Below are 26465 nucleotides of genomic sequence, written 5' to 3'. Positions count from 1 at the left end.
CAAGCGCCAGTTTTGCGAAACCAGTAGTGTATCCGACAAACCAAGATTCTCTAACTCAATTCTCCTCAATATCTTCAGAGTAAGTTGGAACGTTGGTTTTCAACACCATCTTCTTAATTTCCATTTTGTCTTTATTCAGTGCGATTTCTAGGGTATCTCCTTCCCTTATCCCGAGCTGAGCCAGGATTACGCTTGGAATGACTACGGCGGTGTCGTCACCGATTTTAACAGGTTGACTTATCATCTTTCGTCCTCCAAATGTCGAAAATGAGTTTTCACGTCATTGGATGTCTAGCCTCAAATACGTTGAGCTGACTTGGATTTGGCGTAACATTTTAAAGACAAAAGAAAAGCCTCAATCTTGAGGCTTCTGGATAAGATAGGTTATGGCTGAAGGAAGTTTTGAGTGAAATCGAGCGCATCTTTAGAGAGTTTTTTTTCGTTGGGCGATGTGCTTGCCTGGTCTTCTGCTGTTACCGTTGTCATCTTAGGCTGAAAATCTAGTGTTGATGTCTCCTCCCAAGCTTCGGAGGCGTCTTTATTCTCATCATTCAACACCGCATTGAGCTCCTCTTCCGCAGGAAAATACGCTTCGCGTTTGTACACTTTGTTAAGGGCTCGAATAATAGAGTGCTTTCTAACCATTCCTGAGGCCAGCTTTCTTTGCAACGGCTTCGCTATGGACTGCAATCCAACGACAACATCAACACCAATATTGGTTGCCACTTCATCACGCAACGTACGTGCAGGTTGGTAGCCCATATTAGCAGCAAGAAACAGCCAAACGTAAGCAATTGCATTACCCGTTTTACCTTTATCCTTCCACGCTTCGCCAGCATGATACATCGCTTTAGCACTGCCACCTTCCGCGGCCCGTTCCAGCCAGTAGCAACCTTTAACCATGCTTTTTTCTGTACCAATGCCATTTAGGTAACATAAGCCGACTTGGATTTTGCCATCCGCACTGTCTTTTTCCGCCGCTTTCATAAACCAGTAAAGCGCATCTGCACTGCGTCCTGCACTATTGTCTGGTGAAAGCTGCCATTCCCCCATATAAATCATGGCATCAATGCAGCCTTCTTCGGCGGCAGTTTCAATCAGTTGGTTACCTTTTGGGATATTTTTTTCAGTTCCGCGACCAAAGACCAAGGCCTTGCCCGTCGAAAATTTCGCTTCGGTATCCCCTTCCATTCCCGCAATTGCGGTACGCCAGAAGTTTGCCTGCTCTTTTAAAATCACATCTTCGCGCATGTGTTCACTTAAGCGAACAATGCCGTACATCCCCGTCACATTGTCCAGTTTAGCGGCTTTATCATACCAATACAGCGCTTGACGAATGTTGTCCTTTTCGGCTTCTTTCGCTAGAAATAAAATGGTGGGGATATGCCCGGTTTCTGCTTTGAACTCTCGCTCTTTACGCTCTTGCTCTCGCGCTTTATGCATCGCCTTTCGATAAGCGGCTTCGCGAGCTTTCCTCTCTGCCTCGAGTCTCTGTTTCCGCATCGACAACGAGATCATCCACACAAATATCAGGACGAGTGAAAGGCCAGTTGCCGCAATGGCAATGCCCATACTACTCATAAATAGCCTCTTTTGGTTTCAGGGCCCAATTCAACTCCCTTTCAGGGAAATCTTATGATTACGCGCCGACATAACGCCGACTACCTTCATTATATAACGACCACTTAGCGAAAATCTGAAGCTTGCGAAGACTTAATGGCGGTATTTTATTCAACATCACTGCAACTTATTTTTAAAAGAAAAATATAGCCCTCATTTTTATAGAACTTAATCACGGTTTTGGGGCTGAGACATTCTCATCCCCTATCATCCCCCCTTACTCATCCCATAAAAATTTACATTTTAATGATGTGCAGAATCTCTCACTATGCGCCTATTTTATTATTTAATTTGTGAACAAAATCGACTGTGACAGAAAATTTGCATCTGTAAAAAACTTAACAGCCTGCTCTCACATTTTGCTGATGATTCAGTGTATTAGCATCTAATTGAACATTTCCTTTTTTGGCATCTGCCTTTCTAGCGTGTGCAAAACCTTCTTGATGATTGAGTCAGCGAAGGCAGCGCGCAGCTCAATATCAATTCAATAACAATGGATTTGTAAACGTGGACAATAAGACATTTAAATTATCAACAATTGCCAAAACCGTACTGCCTTTGATTTCCGTCGCGGTAATCAGCGGTTGTGGTAGTGATAGCACGAACGAAGATACGACGAACCCTGGCTCAGGCTTGTACCCTGCGGGAGAGAACGAAGTCGTCATTTATTACAAACGTGATGTAGCATCAGCTTCAACAGCAAGCGACTACGAAGGTTGGGGCTTGCACCTATGGAACGGTGAGGGCTGTACCAGCACAGATTTAGACGCAATGGGCATTCCGGGAACAGGAACGGATTGGTCTGCGCCACACCCATTCGATGGCATCAACGACACCTACGGTGCTTACTACGTACTGAAAATAAACCCAGACGCCTCTGACCCACACGAATGCATGAACTTCATTCTGCACAAAGGTGATGAGAAAGCGTTCGGCAGCGCAAACTCAAAAGTAGAGTTAACGAAAATCGGCGAATCGAAAGGTTTGTTTGGCTTCCACGGCAGCAGTGAACTTTACTACGAGCCAATAGAAGAGCGCCCTGTTGATATTGATGGTCAAAAAGCCCATTGGTTAGACGCCAACACCATTGCATGGGAAGCGGCGACCAGTGCGGATTCCATGAAGCTGTTCTACAGCCTTAGCAATGACATCAAAATGGATGAAGATAAGCAAATCTCTGGCGGTACAGCGGTTGAGCTGACAAAAGCTGGTGAGTTGTCTGATGGTCTAAAATCACGCTTCCGTCACCTTGCTAGCCTTCAAGCTGCAGGTATCGATGTCGATAACGCGACCTTGCGTACGATCCTGAAGTCACAAATCGTTATGGTGGCTTACAACGCAAATGGTGACGTCATTTCTGCAACTGAAGTGCAAAAACCGGGCGTTTTGGATGCGGTGTTTGCCGATTCCAAGGCAGGTAACGCGATCGGTCAAGAACTCGGTGCGATTGTGGAAGGCGGTGCCGCAACCTTCAAACTATGGGCACCAACTGCCCAAGATGTTGATCTGATAATCTACGATGAAAACTTAGCAGAAGAAGCGACCGTTGCCATGACGGAAGACCCAGCAACAGGTATCTGGGTTTCTGAGGCACAAAGCAACGTTGTCAACAAATACTATCGCTACCAAGTTAAGGTATACCACCCAACAACTGGCGTCGTTGAAACGCGTTTGGTAACAGACCCATATTCAATGAGCTTGTCTAAGAACTCACGATACTCGCAAGTGGTTGATTTAGATGATCCAAGCTTAATGCCTCAAGATTGGAAAAACTACGCACGCCCAACGGTTAAAAAAGACGAAGACCACGTCCTTTACGAGTCACACATTCGTGATTTCAGCTTTAACGACAGCAAAGGCACACCAAGTCTTGATGGCAAATATCTGGCGCTTACAGAACCTGAGCGTGAGTCTGTATCTCACTTGCAAGCTTTAAAAGATGCTGGCCTAACAACGCTACATATCTTGCCAGCATTTGATATTGCAACCGTGGATGAAGACGCTGACAAGCGAGTCGATATCACCGACACCGTGGGTAAACTTTGTGGCATCAAGCCAGAAGCCTCCATTTGTGAGACCGAAGATGACGGCAAAGTAATTGAAGAGGTATTAAATAGCTACGACCCAACAACGGGCAAAGCACAAGCGTTGATGAACGATCTTCGCATGCTAGACAGCTTCAACTGGGGTTACGACCCTTACCACTACACCGTGCCGGAAGGCAGTTATGCGACCGATCCTAACGGGTCTAAGCGTATTCTTGAGTTCCGCGAAATGGTTCAAGCGACGCATAAAATGGATCTGAAACTGGTCATGGACGTCGTGTACAACCACACAAATGCATCTGGTGTGAACGAAAAATCAGTACTGGATAAGATTGTCCCTGGGTACTACCACCGTCTAAACGTCAACACTGGCGGAGTCGAAAACTCAACCTGTTGTGATAACACCGCAACCGAGAACTTGATGATGGGTAAACTAATGGTTGACTCATTGATGGTATGGGCGGATGACTATAAAGTCGATGGTTTCCGTTTTGACCTTATGGGCCACCAGCCGAAAGATGTGATGGTTTACGCACTTGAAAAAGTCCGTGAAATTGACCCGAATACCTTGTTCTACGGCGAAGGTTGGGACTTTGGTGAAGTCGCGCAAAACGCTCGCTTCGATCAGGCGACACAAGTCAACATGGCGGGAACAGAAATCGGTACTTTCTCTGATCGTCTGCGTGACGCAGTTCGTGGCGGAAGCCCGTTTGATGGCGGTGTAGATTCTGAAGGTAAGCACCCACTTCGCTTTAACCAAGGCTTTGGTAACGCCGCTTATCCTAACGAAGAAACCAAAACTGACGCAGAGTCGGTGAATGGTCGTTTACACAACCAAGATCTGGTTCGTCTAGGTATGGCTGGTAACTTGGCTGATTACATCCTTCTTGATTACAAAGGCGAAACCAAACTGGGTAAGAACGTTGATTACAATGGTGCGCCTGCAGGCTACACAAAAGTGCCATCAGAGAACATCTCTTACGTGTCTAAGCACGACAACCAAACATTGTGGGATAACAACGCCTACAAGATTGCGACAGGCACTTCATCTGCCGAGCGTGCACGTATGCAGTCTGTGTCCCTATCAACGGTGATGCTTGGTCAAGGCATTCCATTCATCCACATGGGTTCTGAGCTATTGCGCTCTAAATCCATGCAGCGCGACTCGTACGATTCTGGTGACTGGTTCAACCGTGTATTCTTCGACGGAAGCGACAATAACTGGAACGTTGGTCTACCACGTGAAGACAAAGACGGTGCAAACTGGGAGCTGATCAAAACCATCGTTGGTGACAGCACGGCGAAACCAGATTCAACCGACATCGAGCTGACTAAGCAACAATTCCTAGAGCTACTAAAAATCCGTAGCACAAGCGAACTGTTCCGCCTAGATACCGCGCAAGAAGTGATGAACCGTGTGGACTTCCGCAACGTAGGGAAAGACCAAGTGGAAGGCTTGATTGTGATGTCTATCGACGATGGTACATCAGCAGGTGCCGATTTAGATTCGAACTACGATGCTGTTGTGGCCGTTGTGAACTCAACATCAACTGAGAAGTCTTTCAAAGTTGCTGGCGCAACTGGTTTCGAGTTACATGAAGTTCAACAAAACTCTGCGGATGACATCGTGAAAGGTGCAAGCTTCACCAATGAAACGTTCACAGTACCAGCACTGACAACAGCGGTATTCGTGCAGCCACAAGACGGCGCACAAGGTGCTGGCCTGCCAGTAAACACGGATAACAAAGACGTATCGAGCATTCCTCCTTACGGCGAAACCGTTGTTTACGTGAAAGGCACGATGAACGAGTGGTCTGATAGCAGTGATTGGGCGATGACCTTTATTGGCAACGGCATGTACTCTGTAACTGGCGTTCTTGAAGCAGGTGAGCACGAGTTCAAATTCGCGGACTCTGGTTGGGCAAATCCAAACATCGGTTGTGATGCTGCGAATATAGCTTCTGGTTCACTAGACTTAGGTTCAGAAGGTAACTGTAAGCTGTCTGTTGCTGAAACAGGTAAGTACAACTTCACTCTGAACGCGCTGCATGTTCAAGATGAAAGCGTAGAAAAACCGGTCGTGTCAGTGACCAAGTCAGCAGATGCACCAACATTCGGTGAAACAGCACTTTACTTACGTGGCACTATCACTACATGGGATGCTCCAGCACAAGACTCAACAGCGAAGTTCAGCTATGTTGCAAATGACGTTTATTCGCTAGACATTGACCTAGCGGCGGGCAACTACGAGATGAAAGTTGCGAGCGCAGACTGGGCAGCAGACACCAACTTCGGTGGCGAAGGCAGTGTTGAGCTTGGTAAAGCGCTAACGATGGAAGTCGGTGGCGGTAGTGCAAACCTGAAAATTGCGATTGCAGAAGCAGGAAATTACAACTTCCACTTCAACGCGGCTGACAAGTCGGCGCCAATCGTGACGGTAACGAAAAACTAGTTTCATTTAAAAACATCCGTAATGAAAAAGGGGAAGCATCACGCTTCCCCTTTGTTTTGTTGGCGTCACTAAATGGTGGATACCAAAATCAAAAAGGTGTTAGTTTCCCCAAATCTGTTCAACAAACTCAGGATGATCAATGAATGGATTACGATTGCCCTGAAAATCAAACACTTGTTGATTGCGGTTTCGTTCTTTTTCACTAACGGGATCATTTTTGTGCCAACGTTTCAGCATGTTTAACATCCAAGGTTCAAAAACCGTTGAACTTGAACCATCAAGGACAGCATCCGCATTGCTTGAATTGCCTTCCCAGTTACCTACAATATTTTCATAGCGGGTTGCCATGTAGAAATAGGCACGAGCAAAATCGCCTTTAAACTCATCAATCGGCTCAAACACCGTACCGGAGTAGCCCAGACTAGTGCTTGCTTGGCCAAGTTTAGAGCCATTACTAGACACGTAGGTCGCGGTGCCCACTTCACCAAATGGCCAATTACTGCGCTTCGCGTTTACATAACCATCAGTTGCAAACAAGTGATGACCGTCTGAGTTCATCGGCTCAACCTTACCGCCAAACCAGCTTTTCGGAAAAGAGTGCTCACGGTTGTAGCAATCCCCTTCCGTTTTGTATTGGCCACATTGGTCTGTGACTTTGGTAAAGCTTACCGTATCGCTAGCAGATGGCTTTTCAGAGTACATATCGAGAATAGAGCCATCATTTTCATAATAACGATCAATATCGGCATCTTTTACCAAGGTCCAGACCGCAGAATAGCCTCGGCTGGAGTGATTATTGATAATGTTAAACAACGCTGTTTTTAGAGCGTATCCCGTCTTACCAGATGCCGCTTGATAGTAACCATCAACCACTGGTGGGGTCGTCGTTGTGTCACCTAAGTTAAAATCGGTGGTTTCACTTTTCGAGAATTCAGCGCCAGAAGCAAGAGTCTTATCTCCCACCTTCAACGCGTAAGACCCCGAACCATTGCCACAGCAAATGCCGTCGCCATAGCTGTCTTGAATCGTAAATTGGTAGTTACCATCGGCCAAACACATGGTCTTATCTACAGAGGTTGACGACTCATACCCCTGACCAGAGAAAAGCACTTGCGCTTGGCTATTTTTCAACTCCCAGCTAGTTTCTGAGCCATAGTTGTCCGTCGTGAGTGTAAGAACCACCTCATGATCACTACAATTTTCTACAGGAGGTTGTGTACTCGTCTCAGTCGGTTGAAAATTATCGACGTAGACAACTTCTGAGCCATCAAAACTGGCTTCATCGTAAAAACGCAAACCGACGTTGATGGTCTTGTTCGAGCTCGCTGTGTAGTTGTGCGCGAGCTCTTGCCACTGGTTTATCTGTTGTGGGTTCGAGTAATTGTGATAACCATCAACCACCAGACGTGCTTTTACATTTCCTTCGGTATGATAAACCGAGACAGAAAACGGATAGGTTTTCCCTTGCTCCACATTAATGGTTTGCAAAAAGTCGGTGTTGCTTTGGGTACCTGTATTCACGACGACCTGGGCAGCCAGACCACCCGATTTGATTTGCTCGCTGCTTGGCGACACTGCAATGCCAGCGTCAATCTCTGACCACTGCGTAGGTACATTGCCATTCCACTGTTCAAAGTCACCGTTGATAATTTGGCTATATGCAAACGGCGAGCTAACAGCAGCAAGGAGACAGAGGGAGTTCGTTATGGATTTCATTATACTTTTCCATTAGTTATATAAATCCCAAACACGATAAACATATTAGTGGGGCATAAGTAATCCTTCAGTCACATTTTTACGTTGCACAAGTGTTAATTTACTTTTTAATGTGCAGCTTATCTCACAAATATCCATCTGCTGAAAACAAACGCCAATACAAAAAGCGAAGCAACTTGTTGGCTACATCGTCGCAAAACCATTAAGGGAAAAGTAAAACAGACAGAAAAAAGCCAAGTGTGCGCCTATGGGGGTCAGCAACAACACTTGGCTTGTTTATAAGAAAGCTTGTGGTCAGCTCAACTGGTGAGCATCAATTCTGAATAATTCCTTAAGGTTTTACCGCAAAGAATCGTCCTTGTAGTGGCGACATCAGAATCTGATATTGACCATTGCTCGGAGTAATTTTTTCATTCGTGAGCAAATCCACCAACTCACCAGTACCAACACTCTCCTGAGTAAGAGTGACGCTTCTAGCGCTCTCTAAGGTATTTAGCGCAAACAAGACTTTGTCCGAACCAGATTGTTTCAAGTCCACATAACTGCCGTTACTCGCAACTAAATTCGTGCGTGACCCTTGATAAAGTGCAGGATGCGCATCGCGCATTGTCATCAGCGATGTCACATAAGATTTGAGATCGGCTTGGTTTGCATCAAGCGTCGCCGTCACGCCTTCAATTTTCGCACTACTGCGCGCAACGTGATCATCGCACAAACCTTGAATGGCGCAGGTGCTGTTGTCTTCTTTTGCGGCAAAACCATCCACTTGATCCCCGATTTCATCACCGTAGTACAACGTGATTGGCCCGGTGTACGCCGCTTGGAAAGCAAACGCGGCTTTATGGCGTAACCAATATTCTGCATCATTCATATCCGCCAAGTTTCCGCGCTGTAACAAGTCACCAAAGCGCACTAAATCATGGTTGCCGATCATCAAATTCGGCTGCGCATGTGTTGGATATTGGTTGTGTGTGCTGTAGCCGTTGTCTAACCAATCCGCACCGCGACCACCCACGCCGCTCTCATTCACGGCCAAAGTTTCAACGATGCGATATCGCATAGGGAAGTCAAACGCAGAGCACAATGCTGGATCGCTGTTCGATCCATACGCCTCATTCGCGATCTCAGACTCCCCCTTCCAAATCTCTGCCACCATATAGCCCAACGGATTCACTTGTTCGCCTTTGCTATTGGTGTACGTCACACTTTGTGAGGCTTCATCGACGGCTTTACGAAGTTGTGTCCAAGCGTCTGTCGGAACTTGATAGGCTTGATCTAAACGCCAGCCGTCAATCTTCAGTTCTTTGATCCAATACGTTGCCACTTCTTTGTAGAAATCGAGACTGGCCGGGTAATCAACGGGATTGCTCGATCCCGATGGCAACAAACCGGAGGGAGATGGTTTGATCAAACCATCTTTGTGATGACCAAATACACCATCAAAAAACACGTATAAGCCGCGTTTGTGTGCTTCCTCGACCAAGGTTCTCGCCGTTTCTAAATCACCAAAACGTGGATCAATGGTGAAGTAATCCGTTGCAAAGTAGCCCGTGGCATCCAGACGATCGGCCCAGTGTTCTTGGCCCGCTATCGCTTCCGATTCAAAAACTGGCGTCAACCAAATCGCGTTCATCCCTAAATCTTGGATGTAATCGAGTGAATCAATCACTCCTTGCAAATCGCCGTTATGATGGCTGGTGCCATAACCTGTACCGTGACCAATGCTCGCATCACCATCCACAAAACTCTCTACCATGATTTGATAAGTACGAAGTTGGTTACTTTGCGCCATGACATTGGCTTGGCAAGCATAACTGGTATCCGGTAGCGGAGTGCTGCTATTAGTGTCGCCACCACCAGAAGAATTACACGCAGATAAAGCACCAATCACACTTAACGCAAGCAACGATCGAGACAGGCGATGGTTACGTAGGATATTACGCATTTTATTCTCCCTAACTTACTCAAATAAACTAATGACATTTGAGTAATAAAATTAACCCCGACATTTGTTTCATGCAGGGGTTAATAAATAAAAATAGATTGTAAATAATTGAATGGAATATTATTGGCACTTATTTACCATGACATGAACGGGTTTACCTTTTCCTTCAAACTGAAGACTCCATACATATTTACCATCTTCTTTAATATCAACCGAAGTATCCGTACCGTAACCACCAAATGTTAATGGTGTTAATTCACCAACGTTCATTCTATTACCTTTTGCGGTAAATTGTGGGAACCACAACTCGGTCGCATACTGCATTTTGTAGGAGCCTACTTTTTCTTGAACCACGGCTTGGTAGAAATTATTCCCTTTGTAGGTGTATTGACGCTGAGGCACGTGTTTCCAATCGGAATCCGCAAAAGTACCCACCACAAATAGTGGTTTAGAAATAGGTCCTTTCGCTGTGCTATCTGGGTTGTCACACGCTTTCATGAAAGCAACCACTTCGTCTTGAGACATATTAACAACAGGCTCTGCGGCCGCTTCTGGTTCTGCCGTCGATTGACAACCTACTAAGGCAACAAGTAGGGCAGCAGCAAGAGAGGTCTTCATCATGTTCATTTCACGTAATTCCTTTTTAGTATATCCAAAGCAAAATAAACTCAACGGTTAAAAGAAATATTAATCGTTATTAAAATGGAAATATCAAACGCCAAATAAATATCGTCAGATTGCGAATTTAAATCACTTCGAGAAGTTTGTTTATTTCCTAAGTACAAAAAATAAATTAGGAACTGCCATTAATTATTGATCCAACCTATATAAAAAACAAAGTAATAAAAATAATTATGTGAATAAGGTAACTCTATGTAGGGGTATTTTTATTAGTTTATTTTCTATGAAAAAGGTCAGCATTTCGCTGACCTTTTTTTATCTGATTATTTTCTATTTACGGCTTTCACAAACACTTGTTGTGCACCTTCAATACCTAGCTCTTTTGCTTCATCAAGCAAAGTGAGCGCTTTCGGAATATCATTCGCTGCGACTGCCGCTTCAATTGAGCTGTAGTAGTAGCTAGTAAGGTCCGTACCTTGGGGAATGTTGTCGTTTTTCGCAACAATCTTAGTATTCACAATATCATTCGCGGATACCGAAAAGCGGAACTGACCTAGTGGGCTATGTTTCGCTAGAGGGTCTGCAATATCTGGCGGCTGAGTGTGACGCGCCATAGCGAAGGCTTTTGCTGGGTGTAAAACTTGTGTACTTCCTTTTAGATTGGCGGAAGTCGTGTAAACCAACACATGCAGATCGTTACCTGTCATGTCTGGAATCACATTGAGATCAAGTACGAATTTATCATTGTCCAACAGTTTTGCTGGTTCGTACTTAAACTTTGAAAAATCTGCTTGGTAAATGGTTTCTCCTGCCGAGTTCATCACTGCGACATTAGGAGCATAAAATTGAAGTTCTTTACTTACGAATGTCTCTAATTTGATATCGAGACTGCCACGGTTACCTGGAAGAGCAAACGCTGCAATAGCGCCAGCACTGTTACCATCCAACAACATTTGGCTTTTATCAGTCAAAGCGAATTCAGTAACCACAGGCACGTTAAGCTGTACCCATTGAATATCACCCGATTGCGTGATCACTTGTTGCTGACCTTTTGGACTCATCTCTACTTGTTCTACAGACGCACAACCAGTAGCCAACATGCCCAGCAGTACGGGAGCAAGCCATTTTTTCATTACTGTCTACCTCGACTCTTTATTGTTTTTTAAATAAATACAGCCAGATAAGTTCTGGCTGTATCATTCTAGGACAATTTAGGACTTAGTGGCTAGATGATTACCACCAAGCTTCAGCTTGTACACCGAATTGGAACGTATCGTCTGAACGACCGTTGTCAAATGTGTTTGAGTTGTCTTCTTTGTCAGCCGTTAGGTAAGAAGCGTAAACACGGATTTCAGGACGAGCCCAGAAGCTAGAGCCAGCAGACCATGCTTGTGCAACAGTTAGCTTACCGTATTTGTTTTCTTCGCCGTCGTTATCGTCGATAGCGTAACCAGCTTCGAAGATAGTTTTGTGGTTGTCATCCCATTTGTACATTGGACGAACAACAACAGACATTGTTTCCCACTTGTCTTGGCCAGCCCACATGTCTTCACCAACACCGTACACTAACTGGTGACCCATTTCCCAGCTGTCGCCCATGCCGATTACACCCCAGTTGATTAGGCGGTAACCAGATGCACCGTTGTCAGCTTCTGCGCCGTACCAGCTACCGTCGCCGTAGAATGCCATTGTTTTTGAGTAACCTTCAGTACCGTACTGAAGCACTGTTTTGTTGAAACCAGCGTCTAGACCTTGAGTCAATTCTGCTGTGAACATTACGCCGTTTTTCGCATCTTTAGTGCCGTTTGGCGCAGCGTCAGTTTCGTTAAGAATTGCGTAGTTCAAGCCCATTTCTAGAGAGCCGTTGTCCCATAGAGGAAGACCTGCGTAACGTACGTCTAGAGTGTTTACGTTTGTTGCGCCACCATCGTTGCCTGGGTCTGCGATATCGCCACGGTCATTACGAACCCAAGCGAAAGAAACTTTACCTGGACCAGCTTCGATACCTTCAACACCAGCGCCCGCGCCAGAGATATTCCAGTAGTAGAAGTCAGAGATATGAATGTCGTGACGTTGGTAGTAGCGCTTACCAGCCCAAAGTGTTGCTTCTGGAGCAAAGTTTAGTAGGCCTTTAGCTTGAACGTTGAATTGACGTAGTGCGAATTGTGCATCGTCAACACATTTCACTTCGCCGTTATCCAAACCACAGTTAGCAGAAGTGCTTTCCCAGTCGTTTGAACCATTAGAAGTCATTGCAACCATAGAGTCTACGTAGAACGTTTTGCCGTTGTTGTTGTAAACTTCTTTACCTAGTTGAATCTCGCCGTAGATATCGCTTTCATTACCTAGACGACCGATCTTGTTCTTTTCGAATGTTAATTGTTGACCACCGTCAGCGTTCACGCCAACGCCAGCACGCATGTAACCGTGGAAATCCACTGCGAATGCAGAACCAGCAGCTAAAGTTGCAGCTACAGCAGCAGCAATTGCACTTACTTTTTTCATTCTTAACTCCATTAAGGGTATTTATAATTCTGTCTTCCCTGCTCACTCTTTTAGGTGAATATAGGCAGTAAAAACACACCTAAAGAAAGAGAGGTAAGATGGGAACGAATCCCCGTTTGTTTCAACAGTTGTGAGATTACCCGAGGCGTACAAGGATGACTTCCTCCGCCCTAAACTAATTTAAGGGGGATGAGAAGGGAGTAGAAAATTTACCGAATGGTGTTTTTTCGAGTCAGATCACCAATCTAGGGAGGAATTAGTAAGTTTGTTCGGTTTTGAGCCGCTACAAAGTGATAGCCATTTCATATTTTTGACTCTAAGCCGTCACATAAAGTAATTAAATTACACGAATATTTTTATATTTAGGGTGGTTGACCTTAGTAAGACAAAGTTTTTAACTTATAGTTTCCTAAAGGTAGCAATAAATATTAAATAAAGTATCTCCGATGACACGACTTCTCTCTCGCCCCTACCCCCTGGGCGCAACATTGAATAAAGAAGGCTGTAACTTCTCTATTCATGCTCCAGGCGTAAAAGACATTCAACTGGCATTGTTTGCAGACGATGGCAGCTACGAGCTTCACGGTTTACCGAATGAATACGCTGGCATACGTCATACTTTTATTCCAGATATTAAGCCGGGGCAAAAATACGGTTACCTTGTCTCCCACAAGGACGAGCCACTGTTAATTTCTGATCCGTACGCAAAATCAATAGATAAAGCCCTCCACTATCACCCTCCCTACTCTCCAGCCAAAAGTTTCGATATGCCGAAGTGCGTCGTTATCGAAGATGATTTTGACTGGCAAAACACGGATCACCCGCGTATACCCAGAGAAGAGATGGTGTTGTTTGAGACGCACGTCAAAGGGCTTACCCAACGCCACCCAGAGGTTGAGGACAAGCTGAAGGGGCGCTATTTAGGTCTTGCATCACCTGAAATGCTGGCCTTTTACAAACAGCAAAACATCAACACGCTGCAATTGCTACCTGTCGCAGCATGCATGCATGAGCCTCACCTACTAGAGATGGAAAAGGTCAATTATTGGGGATACAACCCTTATCTATTTATGGTGCCCGATCCGCGCTACGCAGAACAAGACGCCGTTACGGAATTAAAAACAACAATTCGCGAATTGCATAAAAACGGTATCGAAGTGATTCTCGACGTGGTTTACAACCACACTGCTGAAGGTGGTGAAGGGCCTACAATTTTCAACCTGAAGGCCCTCGATTCCTGTTTTTACATCAAACATGGCAACCACTTCGCCAATTACACTGGCTGCGGAAATACAGTGGATCTCACCTACCAGCCCGCCTTAAACCTTGTGATGGATACATTGCGCTACTGGGTTAGCGAATTTAAAGTCGATGGCTTCCGTTTTGACTTGGCTGCAACGTTAGGTCGACAGGGCGATGATTACAACCCAGAAGCAGCTTTCTTTAAAGCCGTTGCGCAAGACCCAATTTTGCGTGAAACCAAATTGATTGCCGAACCTTGGGATATTGGTCCAAATGGCTACCAAGTGGGTAACTTTCCATTTGGTTGGAACGAATGTAATGACAAACTGCGTGATATTTCCCGCAGTTTTTGGCGCGGTGATCAAGGCTATTTAAAAGAGTTTGCCACTCGATTAATGGGCTCTCGTGACATTTACAGTGCAGCGAACTGGCCATACAAACTCACCGTAAATTACATCACGTATCACGATGGCTTCACACTGCAAGATTTAGTGTCTTACAAGCACAAACACAATGAAGCTAATGGCGAAGAAAATCGCGACGGTCACGGTGACAATCGTTCAGAAAACTACGGTGTCGAAGGCGAGACCGAAAATCTGATGATCATCGCCACGCGTGAGAAGCAAAAACGCAACCTTATTGCTAGCTTGCTGTTTGCCTTCGGTATCCCACACATTCTCACTGCTGATGTTCTGTCTCACACCCAAGGCGGTAACAATAATGCCTATTGCCAAGACAACGAAACCAGTTGGCTGAACTGGGAAGAGACAGAACGTAAGCAACATTTCAAAGCATGGATGTCACAAATGGTCGCCAACCGAAATCAATACATGGCGCCATTTATCCGAGCTTTCAGTGGCGAGAATCGCAATAACAACCGTATTTTCTGGCGCCGTACAGACGGTCGCTTAATGGAGCACGATGATTGGAACCGTTTAAGCTCTGTCGCACTTCACCTTGGTATCGGTAAAGAAGGGCAAGAACTGGTCTACCTCATCAACCAAACTAACGCCACAGCGCGCTTTAAGCTCCCTAATGAGCGAAAGCAAGAATGGGTGACGATCTGTGATACAAACGTACGTAACCTCAACCCAGGACATGCTGAAGGCGAAGTCTTGCTGTCACCCACCTCGATGGTGATTTTGCACTATCAACCAAACCAAAGCACACCAAAAGGTGAGCAAACGCATAGCTAAGTTATAAACGTTCCAAAAAAGAAAAGCCGATGCATCTCAGTGCTTCGGCTTTTTTGTTGGTTAGATGTGCCTAACTCATTATTCGCAAGGTGGCGCTAGGTGAATCAAAGCTAACCCACCCAGTGACGTTTCGCGGTATTTCTTGTTCATGTCTTTGCCCGTTTGGTACATGGTTTCAATCACCTTATCCAACGAGATCAAACATTTACTATTACGCTTTAATGCCATGCGAGAAGCATTGATCGCTTTCATTGCCCCCATCGCATTACGCTCAATACACGGTACTTGCACTAAGCCACCAATTGGGTCACAAGTCATGCCTAGTGAGTGCTCCATGGCAATCTCAGCCGCAATACAAATTTGCTCATTGCTGCCACCACGTAGCGCGGTCAAGCCAGCTGCCGCCATAGAGGAAGATACACCGACTTCACCCTGACAACCCACTTCGGCACCCGAAATAGACGCATTGGTTTTGTACAAAATGCCAATCGCACCGGACACAGCAAGGAAGTCTTTAAGCTGTTTAGTATCAAGCTCTTTGATGAAGCGATGATAGTACATCAATACCGCAGGAATCACACCCGCCGCACCATTAGTTGGCGACGTTACGACTTGTCCACCAGCAGCGTTTTCTTCACTCACAGCAAAAGCAAACAGGTTAATCCAATCCATGATTTCCATCGGATCGTTTTCGATTGCTTCATTTGCTTCAAGCTTCTTCAGCAAGTTAGGCGCACGGCGGGTCACGTTCAAGCCGCCATCCAAGATACCTTCTGTCTCGAAACCACGCTCCATGCAACGCGTCATCACACGCCAGATCTGTTCTGCACGTTGATTGATGGCTTCCATATCCTGAAACGCTTGTTCGTTTTTCAGAATCATGCCGCCAAGGCTCATGCCGTTCTTCTCTGCCTGTGCCAACATTTCGTCCGCACTGGAGAATGGAAACTCAACTTCTACGGGTGAAGTCGCGCTGCCATTTTGCAGTTCATCCGCCGTTGCGATGAACCCACCACCGATAGAGTAGTAAGTTTCAAACCCAACCTGATTGCCATGCGCATCTAACGCAGTAATCGTCATGCCATTCTCATGCAGAGGAAGGTTCTCTTCATGGAACAACATGTCCGTTTTGTAGTTGAATTCGATTTCATGACGGCCATCGACAGACATCATGCCCTCTTCAATCGCCTTGCGCATCGCTTTGTTCGCAGAAGCGATTTTGATGGTATCTGGTTTGTTACCCAACAGACCCAAAATGGTCGCACGGTCTGTATGGTGACCAATCCCCGTTAACGAAAGTGAACCGTATAAATCAACTTGAATACGAACCACTTTTGCCAAGTTAGATTCAATCAAACGAGTGAAGTGGTAACCCGCGATCATTGGACCATTGGTGTGAGAGCTAGAAGGGCCCACACCAATCTTGTAAATATCAAAGATGGACAGCATAAACTTACCTATTACGACAATGCAGCATAAAGCCAATCAGGGAGAATCATACAAGCAGCGATGGTCGCCACAGCGAACACCAACAGCCCGTAATGGCTTGCGGTTGGCTTTGCAACAAGATGTTTTTGATTATTGATAAAAATTTGTTGCTCGGCAGTCACAGCGCCCCAACGACGGCTCACTAACACACCAAACAAAAGGAAGACGAACGTACCAATTGGCGCGAACCACGGCCAAGCCACGTCGAGATACATTGCAGTAAACACCGCAATCACACTCATGATACTGCCAACGATCACGCCTTTCTCATTGGCTTTCGCCCAGAATAAACCAAGCACGAATGAACCCAAACGGATACCAACAAAGATAGAAGTCAGACTAGCGATGGTTTTGAGTACCGATTCATTCGATACAGCCAGAAGAGCTGGCACTACCACCATACCCGCAGCGAGCAAACTCATCTTTCTTGCGACTTTTTCGTAGTGCTCATCATCGGCACTTTTGCGAACGAAACGCTTGTAGATATCGAACGTCGCGACAGTCGCCATTGAGTTGTAGGTCGAGTCCAAGGTCGACATTGCGGCCGCCGCCAATGCGGAAATGATCAAACCAACGACTATTGGGTTAGTGTGGTTGAAGACGAAATCCAAAATCACTTCGTTGCTGTTTTCAAACGATTGCTCTTGATAGAAAACACTCAAAAGAACACCGAGTACCGCGAAGAACAAGTACACGAAAAACGCACCGTAACCACACAACAGCATCGACTTCTGCGCCGTCTTTTCACATTTCGTCGCTAACGTGCGTTGGATGATCAATTGGTTGGTGCCGTACACACTCAAATGCAAAAAGCTCACCGCAACCACGCCAGCCCAGAGTGTGGTATCTACGCCTAAATCAAAGTCTAAATTGATGATATTCAGGTGATCACGAGAAAGGTAATCTGCCGCATTAATCTCTGTCATTAGAATAGCAAAGATAGCGATGCTGCCTGCTACCAATACTGCAGATTGCAACATATCGGTCCAGATAACCGTGGAAATTCCGCCCGCATAGGTATAGCAAGCGGTGAAAATACTAATGTAGACAATGGCTTCAGAAATACTGATAGGCAGAACTTGCACTAAGATCAGCGCCACGGCATACAAAATCACACCCGCAGAGATACATTGAACCACAATGAACACAATCGAGTTGATGGTTCTTGCGTACACCCCAAAGCGGTGCTCAAGATATTCATAAATCGAAGTCAGACCCAGCTTATAGAAGACAGGCACAAAGAAAATGACGGTGAAAAAAATAACGATGGGATAGTTAAGGTGAATACTCATCGCTTCCATGCCAGAGCTATAAACCCAACCTGGCATCCCTACAAACGTCATCGCACTAATGTAAGTCGCAAGTATCGAAACACCTGCCGTAAACCAGCCAAATTGCTTTCCACCCGTAGAAAAGTCGCCACCATTGCTGTAGCGCTTATTCACTAAATAGCTGATTAATATGGTGATTAACACGTATAACGCAATCACCACAAAACTTGAGTACGTAACCATTTCAGGGTTTCCATAATTCTGGGTGCTAATTATTTGTGCTTGGATATTACTTTAAAAAAGCATATCTAAACGATAATCCCGCCATAACTGTGACTACAATCACCAATATAGACGGTTATATATTCAAAAATGCCAAAAAGACCGATTTAATGAGACTCCCATCACTAAAAACCACCAATTGGGTACGCATTCATTTTAAAATTGATATTGATCACGGATCTAATGACCTTAAAAAAACTATGATTCACACCGACACGAAATCGAAGATGATCCAAATAAGATCGTGTTCGTTAAGTTTGAATAGCAACAAATCCTAAGTGAAATAGAGGTTTATCGGTCATGAATGCCAAAAGACACATGAGCGAAGTTCCTATGATTCAAAGGGTAGCTGCCTATCTAGCGATACTGGTTGGTTACTTTTTCTATTGTTATAACTTTGTAATTATTGACTACGTACGCCCATACATCGTTGAAGCGTATGATGGTATTAGCCTGTCAGACACTGCCCAGTTCTATACATGGCAGTCGGTTGGTGCACTTATCGGTGCATTGAGCTGTGCTTGGTTCGCAACAAAATTTGGTAAGAAATCCACTCTTATTACCATCACAGCCCTAAACGGTGGCGCTACGATCATCAATATGATGTTCACCGACTACACAACATGGGCAGCAATGCGTTTCATCATTGGTTTATCACTGGGTGGTTACTTCACCGTGGCAGTAAGCTTGATGATCGGCCTATTTACGCCAACGGTACGTGGTAAGTTGACGGCATTCGCGTCTTCTATGTTCTCTGTAGCACTGATGGTAATGGGTGCGTATGCAGCATTTATTGCAAGCATTGATGCACCATGGGAAAGCCTAATGCTTGTAGGTGGTATCCCACCATTGGCAGCGGCTGTTGTCATGATCTTTGTACTACCTAGCGACAGCAAAGTGATCGCTTACGGTGAAGAAGAGCAAGCAAAAGCAGAAGAATCAGATGCACCAGCGAAAAAAGGCTCTTGGGGCGAAATGCTAAGCAAGCCTTACCGTAAGATCACTCTAACGTGTCTATTACTGGCTGGCCTTAACTTCTACGGTTTCCAATTCTTTGGTGGCTTCGTAACCACTTACCTACGTGATGTACGTATGTTCGACGGTGCAACCATCGGTCTCATCTTCTCTATCTCAGCGTTTGGTTCACTGTTTGGTGCGTGGTTCTGGGGTTGGGTAGCTGACAAATTCGGTCGTAAGGTGAACGCGTTTGGCTTCATCCTAGCGGGCATCATGGTTTCAATCTTCTTTGTTGCACCTGGCGACATGGTGATTGGCGGCCTAAACATGCTGGCTCTACTTGGTCTGATTTACAACTTCGGCCTGTCTTCTTCAGCGGTATGGGGTGGTTACTTCTCAGAGCTGTTCCCAGCACACCTACGTAGCTACGGCGCGGCGCTATTCCACGGTGGTCGTATCCTCGGTATGTGGGCACCAATGGTACTTATCTTCATCCAAGAGCGTACCGACCTACAAACCGCAATGTGGGGTTCACCAATCGTATGGATCCTTGCTGGTCTTCTATGGCTATCACTGCCAGAGACACTAAAAGGCGGCGTGTTCGATAAGAGCAAAAAAGCCGAAGCAGCAAAAGCGTAACTGAATTTCAAAAACTCCGGCTGGCTCCCCGGCCGGATGAAAAAACTTAATTTCGAGTCCTGTTCCCAAAGCCGACTCGACAGCAAATAAGAGAGTTTATTATGTCTAAATATCAAGAAGCGAAACGCGTTGTACGTGAATACTTCAGCGCAATGGAAAACGCAACTCACGAGAACGTGGCAGAAGTACTAAAAGCACACACTTCAGAAGATTACCTATGGCGTGGTGTTTACCCATTCCGTGAGCAACAAGGCGCTCAAGCAGCGGCTGACGTTTTCTGGGCTCCTTTGATGAAATCAATGACTCGCATGCAGCGTCGTCAAGACATCTTCATCGGTGGTGAGAACGAAGTAACATCAGGTGAAATCTGGGTAATGAGCATGGGTCACTTCATGGGTCTATTCGACGCTGAATACCTAGGCATGCGCCCAACTGGCAAAATCATGAACATCCGTTACGCAGAATTTAACTGTGTTGAAAACGGCAAGATCACTAAGACTGGCCTATTCCTAGACCTTCTAGGCGCGATGGACCAAGCGGGTTGTTACCCACTACCACCATCAACAGGTAAGCACTTCGTATACCCTGGTCCTCGTAACCACGACGGTCTACTGTTCGAAGACGCAGCACCAGAAGAAGGCGTAGCAACACTAGCACTAGTGAACAAGATGGTTGATGACCTATCTGCACTGAACGACAGCGGCGCTATGGGTTGCCCACCAGAAGTTCTTGAGAAGAGCTGGTCTAAAGACATGATCTGGTACGGTCCATGTGGTATCGGTGCGTCTTACACAATTCCTCGTTACCAACAGCAGCACCAATTGCCGTTCCGTAACAACCTAAAAGACAAGAAGTTTAACGGCCACGTATGTCGTTTCGCAGAAGGTAACTTCTCTTGTTTCTTCGGCTGGCCAAACCTATCTAACACGCCAATCGGTGGTTTCCTAGGTATGACAGGTGGTGAAGTACGTGCAGACATGCAAGTGGTTGACGTTTACTACCGTGACGGCGACAAGCTATCTGAGAACTGGGTACTGATCGACCTTCCTTACTGGCTAAAACAGCAAGGTCTAGACGTGTTCGAGCGTACGCAACAGATCCTAAACCCTTCGCTATAAGATGTCCTAGGGGCGGATTGTCAACCCGCCTTTATGTTGCCTGAATCCCCTCTCGGTTCAGGCGATATGCTCCCAACTCGTGCCTCAAGGATGGGGCACAACCTCAAGATAGAACCCTTATTCAAAACGGGCATGAACGCACGGTGGCTTTCTGCGCCCTGAATAACGAGATTGATGATGAAAAAGTCGACCCTTTCTGCAGTGATTTTAGCAGCGCTTACTTCTAGCTCAGCCTTTGCTGCACACACTTTTGTTAATGACGCTGGCGACAGCCTAACCATCGATGGCCGTTTCGATCTTCGCTACCAAGACCGTGGCGGTGATGACAACGGCGAATGGAACAGCGGCAGCTCACGTTTCGGTTTGAAAGGCCAAATGGGTCTGGATAACGGCTGGACTGGTTTCGGTCACGCGGAATGGGGCTACAACTCTGGCGCGAACGGCGACAACATTTACGACCGCTTGCTATACGCAGGTGTTGATCACGAAAAATACGGCAAGATTGCTGCGGGTACTAAGCAGTGGTCTACCTTCTACGACGTAGCATGGTACACCGATTTAGGTCGTGTATTCGGTACTCGTGGCTCAGGTGTTTACAACCTAGCTGACTGGGGTATCGCATCCGGTGCTGGTCGTGCGGAAAACTCAATTACGTACCGTAATTCAATTAATGAAAAAGTGAGCTACGGCTTTACTTACCAGACCACGCGTGAAGATGTTGCTCTAGCAAGCAATGCGACAGCCTCACTGAAAAACGGCATGGGTGCTTCGATCACTTACAAACCCGTTGATGGCGTAACACTGGGTGCGGCTTACCATCAAAATGAAGTTGCGGATCTAGACGCAAGCGTGGTTGGCGTAGAAAACGGCGACAACATGCGCATCATGCTATTGGGCGCAAACTACAGCAACGGTGGCTTCTACGCAGGTGCGACTTTCCACGTTGGCGAAAACTGGGAAGCAGTGAGCCAAGGCGGTACGGACGTAATGTTCGATACCCTAGGTGGCGAAATCTACACTTACTACCACTTCGACAACGGCTTGCGCCCAACGTTGAACTACAACTACATGGAGGATAGTGGTGACGAGACACAAGGTTACGAGCGTAACTTGCTGATCCCTGGTCTTGAATACCACTTCCAGAAGAACAAATTCCTAGTTTGGACTGAATACCAGTTCGACCTAGGTAAAGATCAGTACGATGGCAGCAAATTCGAAAACCGTGATGATCAATTCGCGGCAGGTATTCGCTACTACTTCTGATAATACTCATCGCTCACCACCTATACCCAAGTAACCTTAAGGTGGTGAGTGATGAAGTTCTTATCAACACTAAGCAAAGTTATCTTGAAGCCAAGTAGCCATCACTTCACTAATAATTAAAGGCTGCTCAAGCGTAGATAGATGCCCACACTCAGGGATAACATGAAGTGTGACGTTTGGGATGCATCTCTCCATGAGCAGATGATTGTCTAGCGGACAAAGCTTATCTTCTTTACCTGTTATCACCAACGTAGGAGCTTGAATGTCCGCCAATAAAGGTCGAGCATCCGGGCGAGTTGCTAACGCTTTAGCATGTGCTTCAAATGCCTCCAAACCTACATTGACCGCCATGCCTTCTATACGCTCAGTTAACGCTTTGTCTTGCAAACGGCTTGGATGAATCAGCACAGGCATCAGAGTGTCAGCCGTAATGCGTTCAAACTCACCACTTAACGCACGGCTAACCAGTGCATCACGCTTTTGTGTCACCTCTGGCTTTTCATCTGCTGCATTGGTATCCATGAGGATCAAGCCTTTGATTCTGTTTGGCGCTTGACGGTACACCTCAAAGGCAAGAATCCCACCCATTGATAAGCCACCCAAGACAAACTCCTGCGGTGCGTCTTGCAATACTTTCTGCGCCAGCTGTTCCATTGACGGCAATGAAGCCAGCGTCGGGCATGTAGGCTCAACCCAACTTGGCAACGCTCGGTTGATATCCTCAAACAATGTGCCATCACAAAGTAGTCCGGGTAGCCAAACTAACGAGGTGGGTTGCGTCATTTTATTCTCCTGCAAGCGGCTTTGGTTGATCAGACCCAAGAATGCAATACGTAAAACTATTACCACGCAAGTTCGTCAGTGAATAAGACGCACCTTCTGGAACATTCAGCACATCACCGCGCGTTAAAACAACACTCGCTTGTTCGCCTTGATGCGTGAGGACCACTTCAGTATCGCCATCAAAGTTGATAAGTACTTGTTTTTCTTCTCGGCAGTGTTGAGGAATCGAGCCACCTTCAGAAAGCTCATAAGCCATGATGCTCACTTCATCTTCACTCTTTACTTGGAAGTCATAGCTCGCCAAAGGGTGACCCGTTAAGGCGTATTGTTTCACGTTGCTTCCGCTGAAATCGCCTTTGATTTCACGATAATCTTTTTGCAGAGCGACAAATGGCATCATCTCTTCTGCGGTGTAGGTATCGAAGGTCGCGAGCTCTTCTTCGGTAAGCAGCGGCATCAATTCTGATTCTTGTGGCACCGGGTCGCCATTAATGGTGTCCACGAGTGTGCCATCGGCTTTGAGGTATAAACCATAACCTTGACTGTCTTTAATAACGTTTGGATGCCAAATAACGCCGCCACCTGAATCGTCGCCGCCAAGTACCGAGAACATAAAGCCGTAATCGCGGCCAACCACTTCAAATCCACGGAAGAGATTGGTTGGAATCGAGATGACGTCACCGTGAGACAACACCGCCTCATGCTCTCCATCGTTCCCCCAATAAAAACGGAACTGACCTTTGAACACCAAGAAAAGCTCAGCGGTGCGATGAGAATGTAACGAATTTTTGATGCCCGGCGGTTGGCCTGCGGCACCAATATTAAAGCCCGCCGTATCGCGAATATGAACATGCTGACGACTGCTCTCTGCCACCCCTGCACCGATAATACAAAAGTTATCTTTGAGATCACTGCCTGGCGTGCGCGCATCAATAAACGCACTCGTACCCGGAATCAGTTCCATGTAGCGGACCAGGTTATTATTCATTTTAGATTGTAGAGTCATTGTAAATCCTTGTTGTCCTTGTTTGGACCTAGCCTTTGAATTGTTAGTTACAAACCTAAAGGTCGCCCACCATCAACCGCGATGGTATTGCCTGTCGAGAAGGTCAGAAGATCTGCCGCGGCGTACACGGCTTGAGCGACTTCTTCATCATTGGCTAAACGCTTAAGCGGTGTGGATTGTTCTTGTTGATTACGCCATGCGTCATCCAAGCCTTTGACAAACTCAGTGTCGACAAGCCCTGGAGCAACAGCCAGAACTCGAACCTCGGGAGACAGAGCGCGAGCTAAAGAACGGGTCATGTTCTCCGCGGCAGATTTACTTGCACAGTAAGCAATGTTGCTCCCCATCGCAGTCTGTGCCGCGATAGAAGTAATGTTCACCACACAACCATTGGCTTGCTTAAGCCAAGGCTCAAACGCTCGAACCATGGCAAAAGGCGCACGGACGTTCACTTGGAAAATTTGGTCAAACAGCTGGTCATCTAAACTTTGCAAATCAGAGTGCGCGACGAATTTCGTCATTCCCGCACAGTTGACCAACAAATCCAGCTTGTCGCTTATTTCACTGACTTGATGTTTAAGCTGTTCAATCGCACTAGAATCTGCCACGTTCAATTTGAATGCTAGATGCTCGTTACGTGGCAGCGAGGAAAGCACATCCTCGGCCGCTTTCTGATTACTGTTGTAAGTCAGAATTACGCGATATCCCGATTCAGCTAGCTTGCGACAAATGGCGGCACCCAGTCCGCCACTGCCGCCTGTGACTAAGGCAAGTTTCGACATATTACGCCTCTTCCACTTTGCCTTTGTAACGGCGCACACGAATATCCGCTTGCTCTTTGTGGCCAGCAAAACCTTCGAGTGCACACAAGCGAGAGCAGTACTCGCCGACTTTTAAGGATGCCGCTTCCGTCACACGCTGGTAAGTACAAGTCTTGATGAACTTCCCTACCCAAAGACCACCGGTATATCGTGCCGCTTTCTTCGTTGGCAGTGTATGGTTGGTACCAATACATTTGTCGCCGTAAGAAACGTTGGTTTCACGACCTAGGAATAAGGCACCGTAGTTGGTCATGTTATCTAGGAAGTATTTAGGATCTTCCGTCATCACTTGAACGTGTTCAGAAGCGATATCGTCTGCCACTTCCACCATTTCTTCGTAGCTATCGCATACGATCACTTGTCCGTAATCTGCCCACGCTTTACCCGCAACTTCCGCCGTTGGAAGAATAGTTAGCTGACGTTCAATCTCTTTGATAGTTTCTTTTGCAAATGTCTCGCTGTTGGTCAACAAGACAGCTGGGGAGTTGTAACCGTGCTCGGCCTGACCAAGCAAGTCCGCCGCTGCCAATTCAGGGTCACAGCCTTTCTCATCAGCAATGACTAAGGTTTCAGTTGGGCCTGCAAACAAATCGATACCGACGCGACCAAACAACTGACGTTTTGCCTCTGCTACAAATGCGTTACCCGGCCCTACAATCATATCGACCTGTGCAATAGTCTCCGTCCCCAGAGCCATTGCACCTACCGCCTGAACACCACCGAAGCAATAGATTTCATCCGCACCCGCCATTGCCATCGCAGCGACAATCGCGACGTTCGGCTGACCGTTAAACGGAGGCGCACAAGCAATAACACGTTTTACGCCCGCTACTTTCGCCGTCAGTACACTCATGTGAGCGGATGCAACCAATGGGTATTTACCGCCTGGGATGTAACAACCCACACTGTTTACTGGAATATTCTTATGCCCCAGTACCACACCAGGCATGGTTTCTACCTCGACGTCTTTCATTGAGTCACGTTGAATTTGAGCAAAGTTTCGAACTTGTTGTTGAGCGAACTCGATATCGTGTCGAGTCGATTCATCAAGCGCATCCACACAGGCTTGGATTTGCTCTTCTGACAGGCGGAATTGCTCCGGCGACCAGTTGTCAAACTTTTCAGACAACTCACGTACAGCGCTATCACCTTTCGATTCAATATCAGCAAGAATGTTTTCGACAATCTGACGCACTTTTGCGTCGTTTGATGCTGATGCTTCTTCAGTGATTCCGTTTTTTAAAATGCGTGCCATTGGGTTTCTCCTTGAACATTGAGGCTGACGAACGGTTATTTTTATGCTTTTGGATACGAATGCAAAATCAGATTAAACACTTAATTAACATTTGACAAGTTAAGTCAACAAACAACAAAAGCCACCTTTAACCCTTTGTATTAACTAATTTAAACAGGCTATAGAAAGTAATTTCGACTTTGATTGCGTTTACTTTTTAATCAAAAATGAGTTTTAGATCACATCATTTTTACTCATCTT

The 26465-nt window shown here is 46.2% G+C and carries 18 protein-coding genes; 5 read left to right on the top strand and 13 right to left on the bottom strand.

Annotation, left to right across the window (positions count from 1 at the left end):
* Positions 1-55: 55 nt before the first annotated feature.
* Together R7P36_RS06525 and R7P36_RS06520 are read right to left on the bottom strand one after the other, a co-directional pair.
* Positions 56-244, bottom strand: coding sequence for an AbrB/MazE/SpoVT family DNA-binding domain-containing protein (locus R7P36_RS06525; protein WP_031780908.1), 189 nt, complete (start codon positions 242-244; stop codon positions 56-58).
* A 140-nt stretch (positions 245-384) separates the two neighbouring features.
* The gene (locus R7P36_RS06520; RefSeq protein ID WP_213899071.1) at positions 385-1581 is read right to left on the bottom strand and encodes a tetratricopeptide repeat protein; all 1197 of its coding nucleotides are present in this window, start codon (positions 1579-1581) and stop codon (positions 385-387) included.
* Positions 1582-2127: 546 nt separating this feature from the next.
* Here R7P36_RS06520 and pulA point away from each other — a divergent pair.
* Entirely contained in the window at positions 2128-6117 is a 3990-nt protein-coding gene (pulA, locus tag R7P36_RS06515) for a pullulanase-type alpha-1,6-glucosidase (protein WP_213899070.1), read from the top strand.
* 99 nt (positions 6118-6216) lie between these two features.
* Here the strand turns inward: pulA and R7P36_RS06510 are convergent, their stop codons facing one another.
* From R7P36_RS06510 to R7P36_RS06490, 5 genes are all read right to left on the bottom strand, one after another.
* Positions 6217-7833 (bottom strand): endonuclease, encoded by a 1617-nt coding sequence (locus R7P36_RS06510; protein ID WP_167415833.1) that lies wholly within the window; start codon positions 7831-7833, stop codon positions 6217-6219.
* 331 nt (positions 7834-8164) lie between these two features.
* Complete coding sequence (locus R7P36_RS06505) at positions 8165-9778, bottom strand: alpha-amylase family glycosyl hydrolase (protein ID WP_318099029.1); 1614 nt, start codon at positions 9776-9778, stop codon at positions 8165-8167.
* A 120-nt stretch (positions 9779-9898) separates the two neighbouring features.
* Positions 9899-10405 carry a hypothetical protein gene (locus R7P36_RS06500; RefSeq protein ID WP_005374788.1) on the bottom strand — a complete coding sequence of 169 codons (507 nt, stop codon included), beginning with the start codon at positions 10403-10405 and terminating at the stop codon, positions 9899-9901.
* 317 nt (positions 10406-10722) lie between these two features.
* Positions 10723-11532: a MalM family protein gene (locus R7P36_RS06495; protein ID WP_213899068.1), complete on the bottom strand. Its 810-nt coding sequence runs from the start codon at positions 11530-11532 to the stop codon at positions 10723-10725.
* Positions 11533-11632: 100 nt separating this feature from the next.
* Positions 11633-12904, bottom strand: a complete 1272-nt coding sequence (locus R7P36_RS06490) for a maltoporin (RefSeq protein ID WP_005374784.1) — start codon at positions 12902-12904, stop codon at positions 11633-11635.
* A gap of 446 nt (positions 12905-13350) precedes the next feature.
* On the opposite strand from R7P36_RS06490, the gene glgX reads away from it, so the two are divergent.
* On the top strand, positions 13351-15342 hold the full coding sequence (gene glgX, locus R7P36_RS06485) for a glycogen debranching protein GlgX (protein WP_053303917.1): 1992 nt from the start codon (positions 13351-13353) through the stop codon (positions 15340-15342).
* A 78-nt stretch (positions 15343-15420) separates the two neighbouring features.
* On the opposite strand, the gene R7P36_RS06480 is transcribed toward glgX, so the two are convergent.
* Together R7P36_RS06480 and R7P36_RS06475 are read right to left on the bottom strand one after the other, a co-directional pair.
* A complete protein-coding gene (locus tag R7P36_RS06480; protein ID WP_017820113.1) occupies positions 15421-16791 on the bottom strand; it encodes an L-serine ammonia-lyase in 1371 nt (456 codons plus the stop codon).
* Between the two features lie 11 nt (positions 16792-16802).
* Complete coding sequence (locus R7P36_RS06475) at positions 16803-18344, bottom strand: sodium:solute symporter (protein WP_213899067.1); 1542 nt, start codon at positions 18342-18344, stop codon at positions 16803-16805.
* 339 nt (positions 18345-18683) lie between these two features.
* On the opposite strand from R7P36_RS06475, the gene R7P36_RS06470 reads away from it, so the two are divergent.
* The 3 genes from R7P36_RS06470 to R7P36_RS06460 all read left to right on the top strand — a co-directional run bounded on the left by R7P36_RS06470 (position 18684) and on the right by R7P36_RS06460 (position 22360).
* Positions 18684-19979 carry an MFS transporter gene (locus R7P36_RS06470; protein WP_005374774.1) on the top strand — a complete coding sequence of 432 codons (1296 nt, stop codon included), beginning with the start codon at positions 18684-18686 and terminating at the stop codon, positions 19977-19979.
* Between the two features lie 101 nt (positions 19980-20080).
* Positions 20081-21097 (top strand): nuclear transport factor 2 family protein, encoded by a 1017-nt coding sequence (locus R7P36_RS06465; RefSeq protein WP_005374772.1) that lies wholly within the window; start codon positions 20081-20083, stop codon positions 21095-21097.
* 177 nt (positions 21098-21274) lie between these two features.
* Positions 21275-22360 (top strand): porin, encoded by a 1086-nt coding sequence (locus R7P36_RS06460; protein WP_017820111.1) that lies wholly within the window; start codon positions 21275-21277, stop codon positions 22358-22360.
* 69 nt (positions 22361-22429) lie between these two features.
* On the opposite strand, the gene R7P36_RS06455 is transcribed toward R7P36_RS06460, so the two are convergent.
* The 4 genes from R7P36_RS06455 to hisD are packed head-to-tail and all read right to left on the bottom strand — an operon-like array spanning position 22430 to position 26225.
* Positions 22430-23143 carry an alpha/beta hydrolase gene (locus tag R7P36_RS06455; RefSeq protein ID WP_318122070.1) on the bottom strand — a complete coding sequence of 238 codons (714 nt, stop codon included), beginning with the start codon at positions 23141-23143 and terminating at the stop codon, positions 22430-22432.
* Position 23144: 1 nt separating this feature from the next.
* Positions 23145-24149 (bottom strand): cupin domain-containing protein, encoded by a 1005-nt coding sequence (locus tag R7P36_RS06450; RefSeq protein WP_213899065.1) that lies wholly within the window; start codon positions 24147-24149, stop codon positions 23145-23147.
* 47 nt (positions 24150-24196) lie between these two features.
* Positions 24197-24931 carry an SDR family NAD(P)-dependent oxidoreductase gene (locus tag R7P36_RS06445; protein ID WP_025768659.1) on the bottom strand — a complete coding sequence of 245 codons (735 nt, stop codon included), beginning with the start codon at positions 24929-24931 and terminating at the stop codon, positions 24197-24199.
* Position 24932: 1 nt separating this feature from the next.
* A complete protein-coding gene (gene hisD, locus R7P36_RS06440; RefSeq protein WP_213899064.1) occupies positions 24933-26225 on the bottom strand; it encodes a histidinol dehydrogenase in 1293 nt (430 codons plus the stop codon).
* Positions 26226-26465 lie beyond the last annotated feature (240 nt).

It is taken from the genome of Vibrio sp. 397 (genome assembly GCF_033339395.1).
Lineage (GTDB): Bacteria > Pseudomonadota > Gammaproteobacteria > Enterobacterales > Vibrionaceae > Vibrio > Vibrio alginolyticus.
Note: the sequence above shows the minus strand (reverse complement) of the source record. Positions and strands in the feature narration are given on the sequence as shown.

What these genes read in the sequence shown, in the direction of transcription:
- R7P36_RS06470 (WP_005374774.1), top strand. Translation starts at nt 18,684, where the DNA reads ATGAATGCCAAAAGACACATGAGCGAAGTTCCTATGATTCAAAGGGTA.
- R7P36_RS06525 (WP_031780908.1), bottom strand. Translation starts at nt 244, where the DNA reads ATGATAAGTCAACCTGTTAAAATCGGTGACGACACCGCCGTAGTCATT.
- R7P36_RS06455 (WP_318122070.1), bottom strand. Translation starts at nt 23,143, where the DNA reads ATGACGCAACCCACCTCGTTAGTTTGGCTACCCGGACTACTTTGTGAT.
- glgX (WP_053303917.1), top strand. Translation starts at nt 13,351, where the DNA reads ATGACACGACTTCTCTCTCGCCCCTACCCCCTGGGCGCAACATTGAAT.
- R7P36_RS06510 (WP_167415833.1), bottom strand. Translation starts at nt 7,833, where the DNA reads ATGAAATCCATAACGAACTCCCTCTGTCTCCTTGCTGCTGTTAGCTCG.
- R7P36_RS06445 (WP_025768659.1), bottom strand. Translation starts at nt 24,931, where the DNA reads ATGTCGAAACTTGCCTTAGTCACAGGCGGCAGTGGCGGACTGGGTGCC.
- hisD (WP_213899064.1), bottom strand. Translation starts at nt 26,225, where the DNA reads ATGGCACGCATTTTAAAAAACGGAATCACTGAAGAAGCATCAGCATCA.
- R7P36_RS06460 (WP_017820111.1), top strand. Translation starts at nt 21,275, where the DNA reads ATGAAAAAGTCGACCCTTTCTGCAGTGATTTTAGCAGCGCTTACTTCT.
- R7P36_RS06490 (WP_005374784.1), bottom strand. Translation starts at nt 12,904, where the DNA reads ATGAAAAAAGTAAGTGCAATTGCTGCTGCTGTAGCTGCAACTTTAGCT.
- R7P36_RS06480 (WP_017820113.1), bottom strand. Translation starts at nt 16,791, where the DNA reads ATGCTGTCCATCTTTGATATTTACAAGATTGGTGTGGGCCCTTCTAGC.
- R7P36_RS06500 (WP_005374788.1), bottom strand. Translation starts at nt 10,405, where the DNA reads ATGAACATGATGAAGACCTCTCTTGCTGCTGCCCTACTTGTTGCCTTA.
- R7P36_RS06520 (WP_213899071.1), bottom strand. Translation starts at nt 1,581, where the DNA reads ATGAGTAGTATGGGCATTGCCATTGCGGCAACTGGCCTTTCACTCGTC.
- R7P36_RS06450 (WP_213899065.1), bottom strand. Translation starts at nt 24,149, where the DNA reads ATGACTCTACAATCTAAAATGAATAATAACCTGGTCCGCTACATGGAA.
- R7P36_RS06465 (WP_005374772.1), top strand. Translation starts at nt 20,081, where the DNA reads ATGTCTAAATATCAAGAAGCGAAACGCGTTGTACGTGAATACTTCAGC.
- R7P36_RS06495 (WP_213899068.1), bottom strand. Translation starts at nt 11,532, where the DNA reads ATGAAAAAATGGCTTGCTCCCGTACTGCTGGGCATGTTGGCTACTGGT.
- R7P36_RS06475 (WP_213899067.1), bottom strand. Translation starts at nt 18,344, where the DNA reads ATGGTTACGTACTCAAGTTTTGTGGTGATTGCGTTATACGTGTTAATC.
- R7P36_RS06505 (WP_318099029.1), bottom strand. Translation starts at nt 9,778, where the DNA reads ATGCGTAATATCCTACGTAACCATCGCCTGTCTCGATCGTTGCTTGCG.